Source organism: Mycobacterium sp. E2238 (genome assembly GCF_001672665.1).
Classification (GTDB): domain Bacteria; phylum Actinomycetota; class Actinomycetes; order Mycobacteriales; family Mycobacteriaceae; genus Mycobacterium.
The window spans coordinates 50,381-66,110 of sequence record NZ_LZKF01000027.1 but is presented as its reverse complement, the minus strand read 5'-3'; the positions used below and the strand labels follow the sequence as shown (position 1 = coordinate 66,110).

Genomic DNA, 15,730 nt, shown 5'->3' with positions numbered 1-15,730 from the left:
ACGACTTCTACTCGTCGGACTTCTACACCGACAAGCTGTTGCAGTACCTGCGCGAACGGGCGCCCGGCGACGACCGGCCCTTCTTCGCGTATCTGCCCTTCCAGGCGCCGCACTGGCCGCTGCACGCGCCGGACGAATCGATCGCGAAATACCGTGGCCGCTACGACGCCGGTCCGGACGCGCTTCGCGAAGAGCGGCTCGCGGCCCTCAAGCGGCTGGGTCTGTGCCCGCCCGACGTCGAGGCGCATCCGGTCGTCGCCGACGGCGCCCCGGAGTGGGCCGACATGACCGACGAACAGCGCGCGGTGTCGGCCCGCAGCATGGAGGTCTACGCCGGGATGGTCGACCGGATGGACTGGAACATCGGCAGGGTGATCGAATACCTCTCGGACAGCGGCGAACTCGACAACACCGTCGTTATCTTCCTCTCCGACAACGGTGCCGAAGGTGCGATCGTCGAAGCGATGCCGCTGCACGGTGCGCGTATCGCCGCGCAGATCGAAAAGCATTGCGACAACAGCGTCGACAACCTCGGCCGGCCATCCTCGTTCATCTGGTACGGGCCGCGATGGGCGCAAGCGGCCACCGCGCCGTCACGGCTGCACAAGGCCTTCACCACCGAGGGCGGCATCCGGGTGGTCGGCTTCGTCACCTGGCCCGGCTTTGACCGGCAACGGGAGGTGGGGACCGCGTTCAGCACCGTCATGGACATCGCCCCGACGGTGCTGGAACTGGCGGGGGCCGCGCATCCCGGCACGACGTATCGCGGGCGTGAGGTGGCACCGATGCGCGGCCGCTCCATGGTGCCGTATCTGTCGGGCGGCGCGGAGGCCGTGCATGACGCCGATACCGGCACGGGCTGGGAGTTGTTCGGCCGCCGCGCCATTCGTCAGGGGAACTGGAAGGCGCTGCACCTGCCCGCACCATACGGCCCGGGCGGCTGGCAGCTCTACGACCTCGCTGCCGATCCGGGCGAGATCCACGACCTCGCCGAGTCGCACCCGGACAAGCTGGGCGAGCTGCTGACGTTGTGGGACCGCTACGTCGAGGACAACGGCGTCATCCTCGATCCGGTCTCGGTGTTCGACTTCGAGGCCGAGGCCTGATGGCTGAGACAACCTCGTGTGCGATCGTCGGTGGCGGCCCGGCCGGAATGGTCCTGGGGCTGCTACTGGCCCGGGCGGGTGTGCAGGTGACACTGATGGAGAAGCATGGTGACTTTCTGCGCGACTTCCGCGGCGACACGGTCCACCCGACCACCATGCGGTTGCTCGACGAACTGGGCCTGTGGGAACCGTTCGCGGCCTTGCCTTTTACCGAGGTCCGCACCGCGAAACTCGAATCCAACGGGCGGTCGGTGACCTACGTCGACTTCGAGCGGTTGCGCCAGCCCCACCCTTTCGTCGCGATGGTGCCGCAGTGGGACTTGCTCAACCTCCTCGCCGCCGCGGCACAGGAGGAGCCGAGCTTCTCGCTGCGGATGAACACGGAAGTCACCGGCTTGCTGTGGGAGGGCGGCCGGGTTGCCGGAGTGCGCTACCGCGGGCCCGAGGGCCCGGGTGAATTGCGCGCCGAGTTGACCGTTGCCTGCGACGGCCGCTGGTCGATCGTCCGACATGAGGCCGGACTCAAGGCGCGCGAATACCCGGTGAGGTTTGACGTGTGGTGGTTCCGATTGCCGCACAAGGAAGACACCGAATACTCCTTCCTGCCCCGCCTCGGTCCGGGCAAGGGACTCGCCGTGATCCCGCGGGAGGGTTACTTCCAGATCGCCTACCTCGGGCCGAAGGGCACCGACGCCCAGCTGCGGGCGCGCGGCATCGAGGCGTTCCGGCGCGACGTCGAAGAGCTGCTACCGGACATGCCCGAGTCTGTCGCGGCGCTGCAATCCATGGACGACGTCAAACACCTTGACGTGCACGTGAATCGGCTGCGGCGCTGGCACACCGACGGGCTGCTGTGCATCGGGGATGCGGCGCACGCGATGTCGCCGCTGGGCGGGGTCGGCATCAACCTGGCGATCCAGGATGCCGTCGCGGCCGCAACGATACTGGCCGAACCGTTGCGACGACACCGGGTCAGTGGTCGCGAGCTCGCCGCGGTGCACCGCCGCCGCGTATTGCCCACGGTGGTGACCCAGCTGGTGCAGCAGGTGCTGCACCACATGTTGCTCGGGCCGTTGTTGCGCGGCGCGGACCCAACGCCGCCCGGGGCGCTGCTCGGCCTGATGAAACGATTGCCGTGGCTGTCGGCCGTGCCGGCCTACTTTGTCGGCGTCGGCGTGCGGCCCGAGCATGCGCCGGAATTCGCGCGCCGCGCCCCCGCTGACCACGACGGCTGAATCAGCGCTCCGGTATCGGCAAATCCCCTGGTCGCAGCGGGGGCGGTTTGAATTCTCGCGCGTGGGGGTAGGCTTTCATGAGCAAATTGAGGTCATAATTCGGTCCGATCCCCGCGGTGCGGACGCCGCCTGCGGGCGAGGCACGGATCGAGAGGAGGCCAGCAATCGTGAATATCAAGAAGTTAGCAGGCAAGGCCACTGTCGCCGGCGCGCTGGGCGCGGCGGCACTTGGGCTCGGTACCGGTATGGCAAGTGCGCACCCGGGACCGTGGCCTCCGCCGGTTCCGCCGGGTCCGCACGTTGTCGACGATGGGCATTGGAACCCGCTGCCGCCGGGGCAGGTCAAGCAGATTTGCCCGTGGCAGTCGCCACCCGGCCATTGGATTGGCGGGCCGCACGGGGTTCCCTGCACGTAGTCGACCCGGCCAACGCAGCAGCTCTCGAACCACTGGTTCGAGAGCTGCTTTCTTCGCTGAATTCCTCAGCTTTGAGTGCCTCCTAAGGCCTGCGTAGAACCAGGCGTCGCTCTTGGGTGTCCAGTATGGATTCAAGCCCATCTGGTGCGCTCGACGGAATTTTTGCGTTTGTTACTGCGGCGACTTGCCGGTTGCTGCGGATTTAGTCCGCGAGTCTGGGTTGATATACTCGGACGACGTGCCATACTTTTTAGTATGGAAACCGCGGTGAACCCCTCGCTGCTGAGCCCGTTCTGGGAGACTGACCTTCAAACTCGCCTCAAGCACTTCGCTACGTTGCGCGCCCGCAGTGGGGGTGTTGAGTTCATTCCGCAGCAGGATGGGCGTGGCTTTTGGTCGGTGACGTCCTATGCCGGGGTGCGTACGGTGACCCGGGACCCCAAGAGGTTCACGAGCACCCTTGGTTTCTCGTTGGACGACATGCCTCCGGATCTGCTCGAGATCCTTGGCTCGATCATCGTGATGGACGATCCCAAGCATCAGCAGTATCGGCGTCTCGCACAGGTGGCGTTCTCACCCCGATCAATTCGCCGCATGACCGATTGCGTCGGCAGGCTGGCCGACGCCATCGTCGAAGAGATCCGGGAGCGTCGTACGTTTGACTTCGTCGACACTGTGGCGGCAAGCCTTCCGTTCCAAGTCATCGCGGACCTGCTGGGAATCCCGGTCGGCGACCGCACGCGCTTGCGTGAACTCATTGACCTGATCCTGGGCGTCAACGACGGCCACGTCAGCGACATCGCTACCAGTTTGCAGGCGGTCAGCGAGTTCTTCGAGTACACCATCGACCTTGGAAGGCAGCGACGCCGGCATCCTGGCGATGACATCACCTCCGCTTTGATGCAGGCCGAGGTCAACGGGAAACGGCTCACCGCAGCGGAATTCGGGTCTTTCGTGATCCTGCTCGCCGCGGCAGGAAACGACACCACTCGGACTGCACTGGCGTGGGCGATGCACCTGCTGAGCGAGCACGCCGACGAACGCGTCGCCCTGGCGGGCGATTTCGACGGACTTCACTCCAACGCCATCGAGGAGGTGCTCCGTTGGTCATCACCGGTGCTGCACATGCGGCGGACTGCAACGACGGACACAGTCCTCGGCGACGTTCAGATCGCTGCCGGAGACAAGGTCGTGGTGTGGTATCTGGCCGCCAACCACGATCCGAGCGTGTTCCCCGACCCGTCGCGCTTCGACATCCTGCGCTCCAACGCCCGCGATCATCAAGCTTTTGGAGCCGGTGGACCACATTTTTGCCTCGGAGCGGGGTTGGCGCGGATGGAGATGCGCGTAGTGCTGGGCACACTGCTAGCTGCGTTCCCGACACTGCGTGCGACGGCTCCGCCCGATCCGCTGCGCTCGATGTTCGTCCACGGTGTCAAGGCACTGCCCTGCACCCTGGACTAACTCAGGGATCTGACCGCTGGACTGACACGGACCATCGCCGACCTTGGCGAGCGGCGAATTCTGTTGCACCGCTTTGCGTGAAGGCTTTGAACACCGGCACCCCACCGGTCGCGCTGTAGCCACCATCATGGTCACGGCGCCGTGTCACGGCATCTCGGACAGCAACCGCCGCGCCGCTTCTACGCATGGTCGCAGCCGGTCGATCGGGCTGACCCCGGACAACGCCAACGACCGTCGCGGTACCTCGATCTCGATCACGATGTCGGACGGGAGCACCGAGAGGATGTCCCGCAGGGGCAGTTCACCCTCGCCGGGAACCATGCGCTCGAACATGGCTTCCTCCATGTAGTTTTCGATGCGCGGCCGCAGCGTGGTGTCGTTGAGTTGGGCGTAAGCCACTTGCGCCGGGTCGATCGCGGCGAGAGCGGCGGCGCCGGAACCGGAGCGCACCAGGTGCATGGTGTCGATCAGTAACCGGAAGTCGGGGCGTCCGACATGTCGCAAGGCGGCCAGCGCGGTCGGCAGGTCGCCGACGGTCAGGCCGGGCACCGGTTCGATGAGCGTCTGGATATTCCGTTGCGCGGCAATCTCGGTCAGGGCGGCGAACTGGTCGAAGCTGCGCGGTAAGTCCGGGTCCAGGCTGACCACATTGATCCGCGGGACGCCCAGTTTGGCCAGGACGTCGAGATCGGTGCAGAACGCGCTCGTGTCGGCGCCGGGCGCTACGAGGAAGCCGTCGCCGAGGGAGATCGTCACGCCGCGGTCGTGCATCGCGGCGAGCAGGGTTTTCCGCAGGCCGGCGTCATCCTTGAGCGAGAAGCGGGGATAGCCGAGTGGCAACAACGGCATCCCCTGCAGCGCGGCGGAGATGTAACGGCAGCCCAGATCTGCCGCCAGGTTGACCAATTCAACTGGCGGAAGGCCGAACACGCTGAGCATGCCAATGCCGAGCCGGTCGGCGCCCGTTGTCATCTCAGGATGGCCGGCCGGCTAGTTGCGCCAATTGCGCGGCGCCCTGGGTGGTCTGGGTTGTCAGCGCGATGCGCCCGGACGTGACCTGGTCTTCGATGATCGGCGCCTCCAGGACGAGATTGCCGCGGACGAACGCCACGTGGTCCTGCAGGTGCGCGGCGGTGTATGACGCCCACGCCGCCGCCGACGGTGGGTCCAGGATCAGGGTCACCTCGTAGAAGTCGGCCGTCAGCGCCTTCGGCGGGTCCACGTTCAACAACCCTAGCTGCATGGACTCCGGGCCCAAGGTGTACGCGGTGGTCTTGCCGATGTCGCACGCGGTGATCGCGTCCGTCGGGACCACCGGTCGATTCGAGTCGGTGGCGGGGCACTTCTGCGCGCTGGCCGGCTGCGATTTGGTCACCGGGCGCACGGGCAACGGTGCGATCTTCACGATCGGCGGGGGCGGCGGTATTGGCTTGGGCGTCGTGGTGGTGGTGGTGGTGCCCGCGCTCGACGTGGTGGGTGCGGCCTGGTGGCGCGCCGAGTGGCAGCCGCACAACAGGGTCGCCAGCAGGCCGACGCACGCCGCGCGGCGCCCGACCGCACCAAGATTCTCACCTACTCGACGCCCAATCATTCGATCATTCTTGCAGCCGAAAACCCGGTGCCGCGGTACGCGTGGTGAGTCGTTGCGGCGCAGGGGAGTTCGCGCACGGCCGACATGATGGCCCACCGGGGCGGCCGCAACCTGCGCCCGACCCCTTTCTGACACTACGAAAATAGAGTAAGGTTTGGATCCGAGACGTCATGGACAAACGCCGAAAGCCTAATCCCGGGGAGCGTCGCCGCGACTTATGCGATGTGGCGATCCAGTTGTTGGCCGACGACGGGGCCAAGGGGTTAAGCCACCTCAAGGTCGACCGCAAGGCCGGCGTGCCCGACGGCACCACGTCCTTTTATTTCCGCACCCGCTCGGCGCTGCTGCGCGCCGTGGCCGAGCGGATGGCCGAGCTCGACCTCGCCGACCTACGGTCCGTCGCCGACGACTCCGACGGCCGGGGCGACAACCCCTCGCCCTCGCGACTGTCCCAGGTGGTCATTCAATCCGGTAATGAGCCGCAGCTGTTCCGTACCAAGGCGCGCTACGAGCTGACCATGCAGGCCGCCCGCGACCCGGCGCTGGCCGCAATCCTGCAGCGGGCCACGGACGAATTCACCAAACTGCACCGCGAGATCCTGGTCCAGCTCATGCCGCACGGCGCGGACCTGGAGCCCGCCGTGGTCGAGGACCTCAGCAATGTGACGTTGACGTTCATCAACGGCCTGCTGGTCCGGTACGCGCACGGCGACCGGATCGTCGACAGTCCCGAGCAGCTGGACGGCATCTTGTCGGCCATCGCCGCCGGCATTCTGCGGAGCCCGCAGCAGGGCCGGCTGACCGACACGGCCGGCCGGCGCGCCACGGGCCGGGACCGGGCGACGGCGCTCGGCTGAGCGGGCCGAACATGCGTGAATCGGTGACGGCTTATGCGGCATGGGGTCTTGCCAGACCATTCGCCGTATGGTTCTCTACGAGAATAGAGTTAGGCCGTGATGACGGGCCGATTTCAGCCCAGCCCATGCGCATGTCACAGCAACGCATTTAAGCGGAGTGTATAAATTGCCCGAACCGGATCCAGCGCTGCCAAATCGTACGGATGCCGGTAAAAGGCAGCGGTAGGAGGGATTTCGTGACCACGAGCACCGATAGCCATGTGCGATTCGACCCGTACGACGTCGAGCTGATCGCCGATCCGTACCCGATGTTCAAGCGCATGCGTGACGAGGCGCCGCTGTACTACAACTCCGAATACGACTTTTACGCGCTGAGCCGCTTCGCCGATGTGAACAAGGGAATTCTCGACTACGGCACCTACAGTTCCGCGCGGGGCGTGATCATGGAACTGATCAAGGCCAACCTCGAGATCCCTTCGGGCATGCTGATCTTCGAAGACCCGCCGATACACGACGTGCATCGCAAACTGCTGTCGCGCATGTTCACCCCTCGCAAGATCGCCGCGCTGGAGCCGATGATCCGCGAGTTCTGCGCGCAGGCGCTGGATCCATTGGTGGGGTCGGGGCGGTTCGACTTCGTCACCGACCTGGGCGCCATCATGCCGATGAAGGTCATCAGCGCACTGCTGGGGATTCCCGAAGAAGACCAGGAGTACATCCGCGATCGCGGCAACGCCCAACTGCGCACCGAACCCGGCAAGCCGATGAGTGCCGCCGAGCATGGCTTGTCAGTGGGCGAGCAGTTCGAGGCCTACATCGATTGGCGTGCCGACAATCCGTCCGACGACATCATGACCGAGTTGCTGAACGTCGAATTCGTCGACGAAACCGGCACGACGCGGCGCCTGAGGCGCGAGGAGATACTGGTCTACCTCAACGTGGTGGCCGGAGCGGGCAACGAAACGACGACGCGCTTGATCGGTTGGGCCGGAAAGGTTCTCGCAGAGCACCCCGACCAGCGTCGCGAGCTCGTCGAGAACCCCGGCCTCATCCCGCAGGCAATCGAGGAGTTGCTGCGCTTCGAGCCGCCCGCGCCGCACATGGCGCGCTATGTGACGCGCGACGTCAGCCTCTATGACCAGACGGTGCCGGAAGGCAGCGTGATGCTCATGCTGCTCGGGTCGGCCTGCCGCGACGAGCGGCAGTTCGGTCCCGACGCGGGCGAATTCAACATCCACCGCCCCGCCCGCTCGCACCTGACGTTCAGCGTTGGTGCCCACTTCTGCCTGGGTTCGGCGCTGGCCCGGCTGGAAGGCCGCGTTGCCCTCGAGGAGATCCTCAAGCGCTTCCCGGAGTGGGAGCCCGACCTGGCCAGCGCCACGCTCAGCCCGACGTCGTCGGTGCGCGGCTGGGAAACACTGCCCACCGTGGTGCCCTGATGGCCGGACGCGTCGGGGGAAAGGTCGCGTTCGTCAGCGGCGCCGCCCGCGGTCAGGGCCGCAGCCACGCGGTGCGCTTGGCGCAGGAGGGCGCCGACATCATCGCGATCGACGTCTGCGGGCCCATCGAGAACCTGGCCTATCCACACTCGACGCCGGACGACCTGGCCGAGACGGCCGACCTGGTCAAAGCTCAGGATCGTCGCATCGTCACCGCGCAGGTCGACGTCCGCGACTACGACGCGCTGAAATCCGCCGTGGACGCCGGCGTGGAACAACTCGGGCGGCTGGACGTCATCGTCGCGAACGCGGGCGTGGGTACCGACGGCAGGAAGCTGCACAAGATCCGGGAGGACGTCTGGCAGGACATGATCGACATCAACCTGAGCGGCGTCTGGCACACGGTCAAAGCGGGCGTTCCACACCTGCTTTCCGGTGGTCGCGGCGGATCGATCGTGCTCACCAGCTCGGTCGGCGGGCGCAAGGCCTACCCGAACACCGGCCATTACGTCGCCGCCAAGCACGGCGTCATCGGCCTGATGCGTGCATTCGCCGTCGAGCTCGGTCAGCACATGATCCGCGTCAACGCCGTGCTACCCACCCAGGTGAGCACCACGATGGTGATGAACGACAACACGTTCCGGCTGTTCCGCCCGGACCTCGACAATCCGGGCCCGGACGACTGCGCTCCCATCTCCCAGATGATGCACACCCTGCCGGTGCCGTGGGTGGACGCGGTGGACATCAGCAACGCGGTCCTGTTCCTCGCCTCTGACGAATCTCGTTATGTCACTGGCGTTTCGCTTCCCGTCGACGCGGGCAGCTTGCTCAAATAACGCTATCTCAAGAGAAGTTGGAGACGACGATGCCCGAATACGACTACGAAGAAATGAAGAAGGAAGCCGAGCAGTACATCAGGTTCGAGAAGGACAAGAAGAACCGGATCGCCTACATCACCTTCAATCGCCCCGAGGAGCTCAACTCCACCACCCTGGGCATGCGGCAGAACTACGCCGACCTGATCCACAAGTGCAACGTCGACGACGACGTCAAGGTCGTCGTGATCCGGGGCGAGGGCGAGGATTTCGGCAGCGGGGGCGACCTGCCCGAGCAGCGGGGAATGCTGGAGAACCCCGGGATGCCGCTGCTGCACGAGCTGGCGATCAACGATGATGACGTCAAGTACCCGCCCGGCGGATCGTATCGCTACCTGTCGACCGTCACCGATTTCTATGCCAAGGCCCGAGCGGGAAACCGCCCGCTTCAGGAGCTGCGGAAGATCAGCATCATCGAGGCCAAGGGCTACTGCTACGGCTGGCACTTCTACCAGGCCGGCGACGCCGACCTGGTGGTCGCCTCGGACGATGCGCTGTTCGGGCACCCGGCCTTTCGCTACGTGGGCTGGGGACCGCGGCTGTGGTGGTGGGCCGAGACGATGGGGCTGCGCAAGTTCTCCGAAATGCTGTTCACCGGAAGGCCGTTCAGCGCCAAGGAGATGTATGAATGCGGCTTCGTCAACAGCGTGGTGCCCCGGGAGAAGCTAGAAGAAGAGACCCTGAAGTACGCGATGGCGTGCTCCCGCTCCCGCCCGACCGACACCGTCGCGGTGCAGAAGACCTTCCTGGAGCTCTACAAACAGCACAAGGGTGAATACTTCGGCAGTCTGCTCACCGGCATGGTCGAGGGCATGCTGCCGATGATCCAAAACGACGCCGAGGAAGTGGACCTGACCGCGGGCACCTTCGAGAAGGGCCTCAACAACGTGGTGAAGGACAATGACCTGAACTTCCCGCCGGAGTGGCGCCTGAGCCGTTCGGGACGTGCGAAGCCCTGACCGTCTGATCTCGCATGTCGGCGCTGGCGGGTTTCCGGGTCGTCGAGCTGGCCGGGTCCGTGGCGGGGGAGTACTGCGGAAAGTTGTTGGCCGACTTCGGTGCCGAGGTCCTCAAGGTCGAGGAGCCGGGGCGCGGCAGCCCGACGCGCGCGATGGCTCCCATCCTCGCCGACGGTCCCGAGGGCAGCGGGTTGTTCGCGTACCTCAACACCAACAAGCAGTCCGTCGTGCTGGATCCCGACCGCCTGCAGGAGCTGATCGCTTCGGCCGACGCGGTCATCGAAGACCGCGACTCGGGCGGGTCCGATCGGCATCCGTCCGTCGTTTTCTGTTCGATCACACCGTTCGGGCGGGACGCGCCCGCCGAGTTCGGCAATGCCGAGAGCATCAACGTTTTCCATGCCAGCGGTTGGGGATACCACACTCCCAGCCACCCCGACCCCGCCAAGCCGCCATTGCAGGGGCCCGGCCGGTTCCTGGCCGACTACGAAGCGGGACTCGACGCCGCGCTGTGCGTGACGGCGGCGCTCTTCGGGCGCCTGCACAGCGGCCACGGCGATTCCATCGACATCTCCGCGCACGCCGTGCTGGCCTCCCGCGCCGACTGCATCATCGGCCGGTTCATCACCGGTGAGGTGACCGCCGAAGGCCACCGCAGCGACTACGACCAGGCAGGCCCGGCAGCGTTTTTCGCGTGCGCCGACGGTTTCGTGTACCTGTACATGACGAGCCGAACGCACTGGCTTGGCCTGAAAGCACTTGTTGGCCACCCGGCTTGGCTGGACGAGTTCGACGACGACTGGCTGGAGTTTTCCGTCACCCCGCAGAAGGTGGCCGCGTTCCATCGGGGGTTCGCGGCGTGGATCCGGGACCTCACCAAGGACGAAGTGTCCGATCGAGCCCAACACCTGGGTGTGCCGCTGGTGCCGGTGAACGGCGCCGCGGACCTGCGTGATTCGCCGCAGTACCGGCATCGCGGTTTCTTCCAGCAGGTGCGGCACCCCGTGTTGGGTGACGCGGCGTACCCGACGGTGCCATACGCCTTCAGCGCGTCCCCGGCGCGAATCGCCTCCGCCGCACCGGCCCTCGGCGAGCACACCGGACAGGTCCTGGGCAGCATCGATGCCCCGCGCCCGCGGTCCCGAGTCAGGTCGGCGCAACTCAAGCCGCCCAAGGATCCGCGCGGCGGACCGCTGCAGGGGGTTCGGGTCGTCGAACTCACCAAGGTGTGGGCCGGGCCCTACGCGGGCAAGCTGCTGGCGATGCTGGGCGCCGAGGTCATCAAGGTCGAGACCGCGGGCAGCCCCGAGGAGATGCGCGCCTACGGCGGCACCGACATCAACCACGCGCCCTACTTCCTCAGCATCAACCCCGAGATCCTCAGCGTGGACCTCGATATCAAGTCCAGCGACGGCATGGCGCAGCTGCGTGAGCTGATCGCCCGCAGCGACATCGTGATCAACAACCTGCGCCCGGGCGCGATGGAACGTCAAGGTCTCGGCCATGATCAGCTGACCGAGATCAAGGCGGACATCATCTCCGTGTCGATCAAGATGTGGGGCAACGACGGACCGCTGGGTCACCAAACCGGCTACGCGCCATGCTTCGCCGCGCTCGCGGGGCTCGCTTCGCTGGTCGGCTATCGCGGCGGGCCGCCGCTCGGGACGAGCATGCGCTACGGCGATTCGACCGTCGGCGCGGCGGCCGCATACGCCGCCGTGGTCGCGTTGTTGCATCGCGAGGTCAGCGGCGCCGGGCAGTTCATCGACTTGTCGGCCGTGGAAACCCTGTCATCGATGATCGGCGACTGCCTGCTCGAGCATGCCCTGAACGGAAAGGCCCTCGGGCCCAACGGAAATGACCATCCGGACCTGTGCCCGCATGGCTGCTATCCCTGCGCGGACGGTGGCTGGATCTCGGTGGCCGTCGCCGACGACGCGCAGTGGCGTCGGTTGTGCGACGTGCTGGGCGCGGGATCGCTGGCCCGAGAACGCCGCTACGCCACCATGCAGGGGCGACGGTGCGATGCCGAGACGCTCGACGCCCGCCTCACGCAACTCACCCGGTGCCATGAAGCCGAGCAACTCGCGGACCGCCTGCGCGCGGCGGGCGTCCCGGCCGGCAAGAGTGCGACCGCTCTCGACGTGATCGGTGATCAACGGCTGTGGGACCGCGAGCTCTACCGGTTCGTCAGCGACCATCGTGAGGGCCAGCGCCCGATTGTCGGGCCCTCCTGGCGGATGGCTCGCGGCCAGGCACGTATCGCCCGCGGCGCGCCGGACCTGGGCGAGCACACCGGCTACGTGCTACACGAGATACTGGGCGCATGACGGGGACACTTGCACACACCGCGGCCCTGGTCACCGGTGCCAGCAGCGGAATCGGGGCCGCGACGGCGAAAGCGCTCGCTGCGGAAGGCGCGGCCGTGGCCCTGCTCGCTCGCCGCGCGGACCGGCTCGCCGAATTGCAAGCCGAGATCGAATCCACCGGCGGCACAGCACTGGTGGTGGCGGCCGACGTCACCGACGCCGAGCAGGTATCGGCGGCCGTGCAGCGCGCCGTCGCGCAGTTCGGCCGGCTCGACACCGTGGTGAACAACGCCGGGCTCATGCAATCCGGACCGGCGGCCGAGGCGTCGCTGCAGGATTGGGACGCCATGGTGACGGTCAACGTGCAAGGGGTCCTGTACGTCACGCGGGCGGCGCTCCCGCACCTGATCGCCGCCGCCGCCGACTCGCCGCGCGGTGTCGCCGACCTGGTCACCATCAGTTCGACCGCCGGGTGGGTGGCCCGACCGAACACCGCGGTCTACTCGCTGACCAAGTTCGGCGTGAACGCCTTCAGCGAGGGCATCCGGCAGGAGGTGCTCGGGCAGCGCGTCCGGGTCGGCGTGGTGGGCCCGGGAACGGTCGATACCGAAATCTTCACCCACCTCGCCGAATCGTCGCGGGAGGCGATCGAGCGCCAGACCGCCGGCATGGTCAAGTTGCGTCCCGAAGACATCGCCGACGCGGTGCTGTTCATGGTGACCCGGGACCGCCGGGTGGCCGTCAACCACATGCTGGTGCGCGCGGCCGAACAAACCTGGTAAGCAATTGACTTCACATTGGGCCGTGGGCGACCGGTACGGGTTGGCGTTTCCGGCCGACCCCGCGGCGCTGAAAAGCGGTGCGGCGGCGTTCCTCACGGAGACGCTTGTCGCCTCTGGTGCGTTGTGGGACAACGGTATCGCCCGCGTCACCGGGTTCGCTGAGGTTGCCGGCGGCAGCACGGGACGCAAGGCGATGCTCTCGGTCGAATACGCTCATCCGGCCCCGGGTCTGCCCGCCGACTTGTTCGTCAAGTTCTCGCGCGATTTCGACGACCCCGCGCGCGACCGCGGCAGAACCCAGATGGAACCCGAAGTGCGATTCGCCGCGCTGTCCGGTGCGGCGGGATTTCCGATCGCCGTACCCCGGGTGCTGTTCGCCGACTATCACCGCCGGACCGGCACCGGGATACTGGTCACCGAGCGGATCCGATTCGGCGGCAACGGGATCGAACCGAAGTATCACAAATGCCTGGACTACGAGATGCCCGAACCCCTCGAGCACTACCGAGCGCTGATCACCGCGCTGGCCCGGCTCGCCGGCACCCATCGATCCGGCCGGCTGCCGGCCGAGCTGACCGCGCCCTTCCCGCTGGACGTGGCGACCGCGACGGTGGGGGATCGGGCGGCGCTGTCCCCGGCCAAGCTCGAGCGCCGCGTTGACCAACTGGCCGACTTCGCCGAGACCCGCCCCGGGCTGCTGCCCGCTTGTTCACCCGAGTTGGTGGCGCGCCTGCGTGCGGACGTGCCCCGGTTCGCGCATTATGAGCAGGCTGTCGCGGCCCTCTTGTCGACGGACTCCGACTACGTTGCGCTGTGCCATTGGAACGCGAACATCGACAACGCATGGTTCTGGCGCGACCCCGGAGGCGTTCTGCGCTGCGGCCTGATGGACTGGGGCTGCGTCGGCCAGATGAACCTCGGGATGGCGGTCTGGGGAGCCATGTCTGGCGCCGAAACCGACTTGTGGGACTTGCATTTCGACGAGCTGTTGCAGCTGTTCGTCACCGAATTCCATTGTTGCGGCGGTCCGGAGCTCGATCCGGTTCGGTTGCGCCGACACACACTGCTGTACGCGGCGGCGATGGGCGTCGCCTGGCTGCTGGGGGTACCGGCGTTGATCCGCAAGCGATTCGAAGCCATACCGGACAGCCGGCTGCATCCACTGATCCGGGACGACGAGAGCGTGCGGGCGCCGCTGCAGATGCTGTCGAACCTGCTGTTCCTGTGGGATCGGCATCGCGTGGGGGAGCTGCTTGACGCCGCGCTCGCGGAATGAGACACCTGAGCTAAGGCTCTTCGTCGTCCTCGTCTCGGAGCAGCTTCTCGGGATGATGAAAAGTGTTGGTGCGCGGCTGACCGCGGTCCAAATGCGGTGGCGGTATCCATTCCGTGTCGCCCTTGGCGTTCTTACGTGTCGTCCAACCGCCGGGCTTCAGCAGGTGGTGATGCGGTCCGCACGCGAAGGTGAGGTCGTTGACGTCGGTGCGCCGGCACTTGGCCCACTCTATGACGTGATGGACCTCCGCGTAGTAACCCGGCACGGTGCAACCCGGTGCGGAACACCCGCGATGCTTGGCGTACAGCACGATTCGCTGGCCGGGGGAGGCGAGTCGTTTGGTGTGGTACAGGGCCAGGGCTTTGCCTTTGTCGAAGATCGCCAGATAATGACGCGCGTGGCGGCTCAAGCGGATCACATCGCTCATCGGAAGGATGGTGCCGCCGCCGGTCAGGCCGCGCCCGGCGGCGGCCTCCAGCTCTTGCAGCGTCGTGGTGACGACGATGGAGGCGGGTAAGCCGTTGTGCTGACCCAGTTTTCCCGAGGCCAGGAGGGCTCTGAGGCCCGCATTCAGCCCGTCGTGATTGCGTTGGGCCGCCGACCGGGCGTCGGCATCGATGGCATCCTGGCTTGGTGCGCCGTCTACGCATGGCACGTCGTCGAGCGGGTTGCACATGCCGGGTGCGGCCAGCTTCGCGAGAACTGCCTCAATGGTGGCCCGCAGCTCCGGGCTGATCACGCCGCGCAACTCCGACATGCCGTCGGCTTGCTGCTTGCCCAGGGTCAGTCCACGCCGCCGCGCGCGGTCCTCGTCGGTGTAGGTGCCGTCGGGGTTCAGGCAATCGGCGACGTGATCGGCGAGCTGGGCCAATTGTTCGGGGCGATAGTTCATTCCGTGGGTAACGAGGTCGGCTTCGACGGCTTGACGCGTCGCGAAGTCCACCCACCCGGGCAGCTGACGGAAAAACCTGCGGATCACCGCCACCTGCCCGGTGCCCAGCTTTCCGTCTCGTTGGGCGTCGGCGGTTGCGGCAAGGATCGGCGCCAGGGGCTCGCCGGTTAGCCCGCGCCGCGGCCCCAGGTCGGCCGCCTCCTGGATGCGCCTCGACGCTTCGGCGCGGCTGATCGAAGTCGATTCGGCGATCGCATGGGAGAGCTTGCCGCCCAACTCCTCTGCCGTGGCCTGGCGGGCCAAGTTGTTGATCAGCGGATGCTCGATAGCCGGGAGCTGGCGGCGCACCTTCTCGCAGCGCTTCAACATCGCTAATTGCTCGGGAGTGGCCAGATCGTCACCGTCGTAGCCGACCAGGTCGCCCATGGCAGCGTCGATGGTGTCGAATGCTGCCAGCACAGCGTCGCGATCTATAGCCACACTGCGAAACTATCGGCACCCACCGACAAAAAACCCGCCGTTGAGACCG

General features: G+C 66.5%; 13 protein-coding genes. 10 read left to right on the top strand and 3 right to left on the bottom strand.

The features are described from left to right. The 3 genes from A5711_RS02505 to A5711_RS02495 form a co-directional block, all read left to right on the top strand. Positions 1-1,106, top strand: a 1,106-nt coding sequence (locus tag A5711_RS02505; RefSeq protein ID WP_067943742.1) for a sulfatase-like hydrolase/transferase, incomplete at its 5' end; no start/stop codon positions are given. Continuing rightward, positions 1,106-2,341 (top strand): FAD-dependent oxidoreductase, encoded by a 1,236-nt coding sequence (locus A5711_RS02500; RefSeq protein WP_067943740.1) that lies wholly within the window; start codon positions 1,106-1,108, stop codon positions 2,339-2,341. The genes A5711_RS02505 and A5711_RS02500, both read left to right, overlap by 1 nt. Positions 2,342-3,012: 671 nt before the next feature. Next, positions 3,013-4,221 carry a cytochrome P450 gene (locus tag A5711_RS02495; protein WP_067943733.1) on the top strand — a complete coding sequence of 403 codons (1,209 nt, stop codon included), beginning with the start codon at positions 3,013-3,015 and terminating at the stop codon, positions 4,219-4,221. 144 nt (positions 4,222-4,365) lie between these two features. Here the strand turns inward: A5711_RS02495 and A5711_RS02490 are convergent, their stop codons facing one another. Together A5711_RS02490 and A5711_RS02485 are read right to left on the bottom strand one after the other, a co-directional pair. Then, positions 4,366-5,193 carry a sugar phosphate isomerase/epimerase gene (locus A5711_RS02490; RefSeq protein WP_067943731.1) on the bottom strand — a complete coding sequence of 276 codons (828 nt, stop codon included), beginning with the start codon at positions 5,191-5,193 and terminating at the stop codon, positions 4,366-4,368. Position 5,194: 1 nt separating this feature from the next. Continuing rightward, positions 5,195-5,812 carry a preprotein translocase subunit SecD gene (locus A5711_RS02485; RefSeq protein ID WP_067943721.1) on the bottom strand — a complete coding sequence of 206 codons (618 nt, stop codon included), beginning with the start codon at positions 5,810-5,812 and terminating at the stop codon, positions 5,195-5,197. A 170-nt stretch (positions 5,813-5,982) separates the two neighbouring features. Here A5711_RS02485 and A5711_RS02480 point away from each other — a divergent pair, with 170 nt between their 5' ends. The 7 genes from A5711_RS02480 (at position 5,983) to A5711_RS02450 (ending at position 14,309) form a co-directional block, all read left to right on the top strand. Next, a complete protein-coding gene (locus A5711_RS02480) occupies positions 5,983-6,669 on the top strand; it encodes a TetR/AcrR family transcriptional regulator (protein WP_067943719.1) in 687 nt (228 codons plus the stop codon). Positions 6,670-6,905: 236 nt separating this feature from the next. Next, on the top strand, positions 6,906-8,108 hold the full coding sequence (locus A5711_RS02475) for a cytochrome P450 (protein ID WP_067943717.1): 1,203 nt from the start codon (positions 6,906-6,908) through the stop codon (positions 8,106-8,108). Further along, positions 8,108-8,944, top strand: coding sequence for a mycofactocin-coupled SDR family oxidoreductase (locus tag A5711_RS02470; RefSeq protein ID WP_067943716.1), 837 nt, complete (start codon positions 8,108-8,110; stop codon positions 8,942-8,944). The genes A5711_RS02475 and A5711_RS02470 overlap by 1 nt, the downstream gene beginning before the upstream one ends. A gap of 29 nt (positions 8,945-8,973) precedes the next feature. Beyond that, the gene (locus A5711_RS02465; protein WP_067943712.1) at positions 8,974-9,942 is read left to right on the top strand and encodes an enoyl-CoA hydratase/isomerase family protein; all 969 of its coding nucleotides are present in this window, start codon (positions 8,974-8,976) and stop codon (positions 9,940-9,942) included. A 14-nt stretch (positions 9,943-9,956) separates the two neighbouring features. Next, on the top strand, positions 9,957-12,272 hold the full coding sequence (locus tag A5711_RS02460; protein WP_067943709.1) for a CaiB/BaiF CoA-transferase family protein: 2,316 nt from the start codon (positions 9,957-9,959) through the stop codon (positions 12,270-12,272). Beyond that, positions 12,269-13,033, top strand: coding sequence for an SDR family NAD(P)-dependent oxidoreductase (locus A5711_RS02455; protein WP_067943707.1), 765 nt, complete (start codon positions 12,269-12,271; stop codon positions 13,031-13,033). Before A5711_RS02460 ends, A5711_RS02455 begins: the two co-directional genes overlap by 4 nt. Before the next feature lie 4 nt (positions 13,034-13,037). Further along, positions 13,038-14,309, top strand: a complete 1,272-nt coding sequence (locus A5711_RS02450) for a hypothetical protein (protein ID WP_067943705.1) — start codon at positions 13,038-13,040, stop codon at positions 14,307-14,309. A gap of 10 nt (positions 14,310-14,319) precedes the next feature. Here A5711_RS02450 and A5711_RS02445 read toward each other — a convergent pair whose 3' ends face one another. Next, entirely contained in the window at positions 14,320-15,627 is a 1,308-nt protein-coding gene (locus A5711_RS02445) for an HNH endonuclease signature motif containing protein (protein ID WP_082974025.1), read from the bottom strand. Between the last annotated feature and the right edge of the window lie 103 nt (positions 15,628-15,730).